Source organism: Natronomonas sp., from assembly GCF_046710025.1.
GTDB lineage: Archaea > Halobacteriota > Halobacteria > Halobacteriales > Haloarculaceae > Natronomonas.
The window spans coordinates 1-5,592 of the sequence record NZ_JBKEGK010000171.1 but is presented as its reverse complement, the minus strand read 5'-3'; the positions used below and the strand labels follow the sequence as shown (position 1 = coordinate 5,592).

5 protein-coding genes are annotated in these 5,592 nt (G+C 68.3%); 1 reads left to right on the top strand and 4 read right to left on the bottom strand.

What is annotated here, in order from left to right; genetic code table 11:
* The 4 genes from ACI944_RS11055 to ACI944_RS11040 all read right to left on the bottom strand — a co-directional run.
* A partial coding sequence (locus ACI944_RS11055; RefSeq protein WP_411719109.1) for a (2Fe-2S) ferredoxin domain-containing protein occupies window positions 1-287 on the bottom strand: 287 nt, incomplete at its 3' end.
* Between the two features lie 39 nt (window positions 288-326).
* Entirely contained in the window at window positions 327-1,049 is a 723-nt protein-coding gene (locus tag ACI944_RS11050) for a CbtA family protein (RefSeq protein WP_411719108.1), read from the bottom strand.
* Between the two features lie 3 nt (window positions 1,050-1,052).
* Complete coding sequence (locus ACI944_RS11045) at window positions 1,053-1,238, bottom strand: CbtB domain-containing protein (RefSeq protein WP_411719107.1); 186 nt, start codon at window positions 1,236-1,238, stop codon at window positions 1,053-1,055.
* 55 nt (window positions 1,239-1,293) lie between these two features.
* Window positions 1,294-3,423 (bottom strand): ATP-binding protein, encoded by a 2,130-nt coding sequence (locus tag ACI944_RS11040; protein ID WP_411719106.1) that lies wholly within the window; start codon window positions 3,421-3,423, stop codon window positions 1,294-1,296.
* 34 nt (window positions 3,424-3,457) lie between these two features.
* Here ACI944_RS11040 and ACI944_RS11035 point away from each other — a divergent pair.
* A partial coding sequence (locus ACI944_RS11035) for a cobaltochelatase subunit CobN (protein WP_411719105.1) occupies window positions 3,458-5,592 on the top strand: 2,135 nt, incomplete at its 3' end.

Here is a 5,592-nt window from a genome sequence, read left to right as displayed (position 1 = left end):
CTCATGAGGTCGTCCACGTCGTCCGGCCGGACCTCGGAGAACCACTCGTCGCGGGGCTGGATCGTGATCGCGGTGCCGGCTTCGCTGCAGAGGCCGAGGCAGTCGGTCGTCGAGACGCCGACCGGCGACCAAAAGGCGTTTCGCTCCCGCAGCCAGTGCTGTACCGCCGCGACGGTCTCCTCGCCGCCAGCGTCGGCACAGCAGGCGTACTCGGAGTCGCGGTCGTTTACGCAGACGAAGACGTGAGCGGCGAGGCGTGTGGTCTGTTTCTCGGTCTGTCGTTTCACAGGTGTTTCATTGCGTTCGTTTGTCGTTTGCCATTCATCTCACCCCACCAGCGCATCGTCGCTCGCGCGCGTCGGGTCGCTCCCGCGATCCGAGCCCCGGCGGCGGAGCGCGTTGAACGAACCGGCGACGAGGAGCCAGAGGCCCGCCTGCGTCAGAATCGTCAACCCCTGGTAAGCGGCAACGAGGTCGGCGGGATGCTCGGGATAAGTGGTCACTGTCGGCGCCGCGATGGTGAGAACCGCGGCCACAGCGAGGACCGGCACTACACTGGCGATGACTCCGATGCCGACGTGGCGGCGAGTCCCGCGCTTGTACGCGAGGATGGTCGCCGCGGCCGTGATCGCACCGAGAACGACCAGTCCGACGTAGGCCTGCATCCTAACGCCGATCGGGTACTGGTGGACCGCGCCGGGGGCGGCGGGCGGCAACGCCAGCCACGGGACGCCCGAGACCGTCAGGAAGCCAGCGCCGGCAAGGACGTACGAGCGTACGTCGTCCGACCCCGGCAACGCCGGTTCGAGAAGATACAGCGCAACGGCGAAGATGCCGCCGAGCAGAATCGCCCACAACAGCCCACTGCCGGCGCTAACGACGGCGGTAGTCGTCTCCGAGACGAGTCCGCCACCGCCGTGGGCGTGATCGTGGGCCGCATGCTCAACGTACGTGCTGAGGGGGTTGCCGACGAGCGCTATGTACAGTCCGTAGGCGATCCCGGCGACACCCCCCGCGGCGACGCCGCGCCGGAGGTAGTCGGCGATCATCCGTTAGTGGCAGGTGATGCCGGCGGCGTGACGGAAGTTGTGCATGGACTCGTGGACGAGCGGGTCCTGGACGAACATCAACGCGAAGATGATCGCGGTGCCGAAGGCGAGTCCCGCGGCGATCTGTGTGGCTGTCAGCTCCGATCGAACGATGTCGAGTCGGTCACCGACGGTTTCGTTTGTGCTCATAAATCGTACTTGTTCTTCTACAAGTGAGTTTGTAAAGCTTTGGGTGGGCCACGTTTCAGCCCGACCGCGAGTTCGCGAGTTCGCGTTCGACGCGATCGGCGGTCAGGGCGTCGAGATCCAACAGCGTGCCGTCGGTCGTCGAGGCGACCTCGGCGAGCAGGCCACGCTCGTCGCCCGCCTCGACGCAGACGGCCCGAGCGCCGGTCGCCGCGAGCGCCTCGGCGGCCGCTCGGGTGTCCGCGGTTGGGTTCGCGGCGGCGTTGGCCCGACCATCGGAGACCACGACGGCAACGGCGGCGTCGGGATCGACCCGGTCGATCACCTCCGCGGTCGTCCGGAGCCCGGCCGGCAGCGGTGTGCGGTCGCCGGTGGGCAGCTCTTTCAGGTGCCGCGCCGCGAGCGTGACCGAGTCGGTCGGCGGAAGGAGCACTTCCGCGTCCTTCCCCGCGAAAGCGACCACCGAGACGCTGTCGCGTTCGGTGTAGGCGTCCTCTAAGAGTTCAAGTGTGACGCCCTTGGTCGCCGCCATCGCGGGGCGCATCGAGGCGCTCGCGTCGACGGCGAAGACGACGAGCGCCTCGCCAGCCCCCGACCGGACCGACCGCCGCAGGTCGCGCGATTCGACGCGGTCGTGTCCCCGGGTCGCGGCGGCCCGAACCGACGCGGCGGCGTCGATGCCGCTCCCCCCGTCGGCCTGCTCCGTCCGGACGCGCACCCCGTTGTTTCCGGTCGATGGCGTTGATTCGGCGCGTCCGGAGCCCGTCGCGCCGTCGGCCTCGGGCGCGTCAACCTCGGGGGCGGCGGCCCCCTCCGCTGGGTCGACTGACTGACCGGGGACGAGCGGCGTCGCCTGCTCCATCTCGTCGCCGTCGGAGTCGCCCCCGTCGCGCTCGTCCGCGCTCCCGTCGCCCTCTTCGGAGGGATCCGATCCGGCCTCTGCCGGCGTCGGGTCTCCCTCGTTGCGGTCCTCGGGCGTGCCGCCGTCGTCAGGGGACGCTTCGGAGTCCGATCCGTCAGCATCCTCGCCCGTGGACGTGTCGCCGTCGTCGTCCGCGACGTCATCGCCCTCACTACCCTCGGAACTGCCCCCGTCCTCGGAGCCGCCCGCCTCAGAATCGTCGTGGGCGTCCTCCGAGCCCTCTGCGTCGACGTCGTCACCCTCGTCTTCGCTCTCGCCGTCCTCGAAGTGATCGTCGATCACGTCCTCGGCGTCCGGGGCGTCCTCGAACGGCGTCGAGCGCATCCGGTGGCCGAGTGCAAACGATGCCGCCGTGCGGATGTCGGTTTGGGTGACCGTCGGCCGTTCGTCGAGGGCGGCGAGCGCCCGGGCGGCCCGGGCGGTCGCGATGTCGGCGCGGTGGCCGTCGACACCGGCCTCAAGACATAGTTCAGCGACCTCCCGTTTCTGTTCGTCAGTCAGCGCGACCGACTCGATCGACCTGCGGGCGTGGCGCAGCCGCTCGCGGTGTGCGCCGGTGTCGTCGTCGGTCCCGTCGGGGTGACTGTCCCGCAGGTCGCCGTCGATGATGGCGACCCGGTCCTCGACGTCGCGCTCGCCCTCAACCTCGACCGAGAGCGCGAAGCGGTCCCGGAGCTGCGGCCGGAGGTCACCCTCCTCGGGATTCATTGTCCCGACAAGCGTGAACTCGGCGGGGTGGCTCCGGCTAACACCGTCGCGCTCGACCCGGTTAACCCCCGAGGCGGCGGCGTCGAGCAACACGTCGACGAGGTGGTCATCAAGCAGGTTCACCTCGTCGACGTACAACAGCCCACGGTTGGCGCGCGCCAGCAGGCCGGGATCGAACGTCGCCTCCCCGGCGAGCGCGTCCGAGACGGAAAGCGTCCCGACCACGCGGTCCCGGCTCGCGCCGAGCGGTAACGTGACAAGCGGCACGGGGCGCGTCTCGACGGGAAACGTCGCCCGGTCGCGACAGTCCAGACACTGCCGGCTCCGGTCGTCGGGCGGGCAGCCGTACGGGCAGTCCGCAACGACGCGCTGGTCGGGCAACAACGCCGCGAGCCCGCGGACGAGCGTCGACTTGGCAGTCCCCTTCTGGCCGGTCACCAGCAGGCCGTCGAGGCCGTCGTCAGCGGCGACACACAGAAGCGCCTGCTTCAACCGCCGTTGGCCCACGACTGCCCCGAACGGCGTGGAAACGCTTTTGTCGTCGGCGAGATCAAACACACTTGTTTTAACACAAACGGAGTTTATCAAACTTATGTCAACCGTCGGACTATACACCGCGACCGAAAACGAATTGGGCGCGCTCGCCCGCGCCGCCGACGAGGTTGCAACCGACCTCGTCGCCCGATCCGAGAGCGACCTCGACGAGCCGGAGGCCGTCGAGGCGTTCTGCGAGGAACTAACCGACTGCGACGTCGCCGTCCTGTGGCTCCACGGCGACAAGGACAGCATGCCCGGCTACGATCGCGCGCTCGATCGCTGCTACGAGGCCGGTATCCCGGTGATCGTCAAGGCGACTGGCGACGCTTTCGCCATCGAGGACACGACCGTTCCCGGAACCGTTCGCGAAACGGTCTCGGAGTACCTCGAGCGCGGCGGCAGCGCCAATCTGGCGAACTGCGTCCGGTATCTGGCCGACCGGTTCACGCCGGAGACCCCCGGGTATGACGATCCTGTTGCGCTGCCGACCGAGGGGGTGTATCACCCCGACCACCCGGGCGCGTCCGTCGAAGAACTGTACGCGACCCTCGATGACGGCCGGCCGACGGTCGCCGTCTGGTTCTACGAGTCCCACTGGACTCACGAAAACACCCGCTACGTCGATGCCTTGGTGCGGGCGATCGAGGCCGAGGGCGCGAACGCGCTGCCGGTGTTCTGCAACCCCGTCACCGACTCCGAAGAGCAGGAGGACGCGGAATGGGTCGTCGACAACTGGCTCACCAGCGGGACGGGCGAGCCGATTGTCGATGCCGTCTGTTCGTCGTTCATGTTCTCGCTGTCGATGGCCGAACGGGGCCGCGACGCGAACGACGAGGGCGGCGACGCCGAGGAAGTCTTCCTGAAACGGCTCGGCGTTCCCGTGATCCAGACGGTGACGACGATGCGCTCGCGCTCGCGGTACGATTCGAGCGATACGGGCGTGATGGGCTTCGAGCTCGCGCTCTCCGTCGCGCTGCCGGAGTTCGACGGCAACGTCATCACCCATCCGATCTCCGGGAAGGAACGGACCGACGACGAGGCGGGCATCGGCTCCGCGCCGAAACAGCACTTCCCGATTGAGGACCGGGTCGATCACGCCGCCTCGCTAGTGGTCAACTGGGCCGAGTTGCGCTACACCCCGAACAACGACAAGAACGTGGCGGTCGTTCTCCACAACTACCCGCCGAGCGACGACGGCATCGGCACCGCCTTCGGCCTCGATTCGCCCGAGTCGACGGTGAACCTGCTGTCGGAACTGCGGAAGCGGAACTACGACTTGGGCGGGCGATTCCCGGACTCCGGCGAGGAGTTGATAGAGACGCTCACCTCGCAGTTGACGCTCGACGACCGGTGGGTTGCCCCCGAGGACGTTCGCGACCTCTCCGTCGATGTCGTCCCCTCCGAGCAGTACGCCGAGTGGTGGGCTGACGCCGACCCGGACTTCCGCGAGAACGTACTCGAGGAGTGGGACGACCCGCCCGAGCGCCCCTTCGCGATCCCCGGCGCGGTGTTCGGCAACGTCATCGTGACGGTCCAGCCGCCCCGCGGGTTCGGGATGGACCCCTCGAAGGTGTATCACGACTCCGACCTCCAGCCGCCACACGACTACTACGCGTTTTATAAGTGGCTCCGCGAGGAGTTCGGCGCCGACGCGGTCGTCCACCTCGGCACGCACGGCTCCCTAGAGTGGCTGCCCGGCAAGACCGTCGGCCTCGACGCCGAGAGCGCGCCGGACGCGCTCGTGAGCGATCTGCCGAACGTCTACCCCTATATCGTCAACAACCCCGGCGAGGGGACGCAGGCGAAGCGACGGTCCTACGCCGCCGTCGTCGACTACCTCACCCCGCCGATGGCGAACGCCGGCACCTACGACGATCTCGCGGAACTGGAGGAACTCGCCGATCAGTACCGCGAGGCCGGCAGCGAGGCCGGCGAGACGGTCGAACGGCTACTCCGGGAGAAAATCGACGAGTTGGACCTCGCCGTCGAGTTGGGGCTCGAGGGCGACATCGACGAGAAAGCAGACGTTCGTGGCCCCGAGGAGGCGGGGACGACGCTCGCTGAGGGCGCGGTTTCCGGAGACGAGGTGTCGATTGACGAGTTAGTCGAGCGCGTCCACGCCTACCTGACGGACGTGAAGACGACCCAGATCCGGATGGGTCTGCACACGCTGGGCGAACCACCCGAGAG

Bases quoted from the DNA above. Each gene is read 5' to 3' on its own strand.
- ACI944_RS11050 (WP_411719108.1), bottom strand. From the start codon at position 1,049: ATGATCGCCGACTACCTCCGGCGCGGCGTCGCCGCGGGGGGTGTCGCC.
- ACI944_RS11045 (WP_411719107.1), bottom strand. From the start codon at position 1,238: ATGAGCACAAACGAAACCGTCGGTGACCGACTCGACATCGTTCGATCG.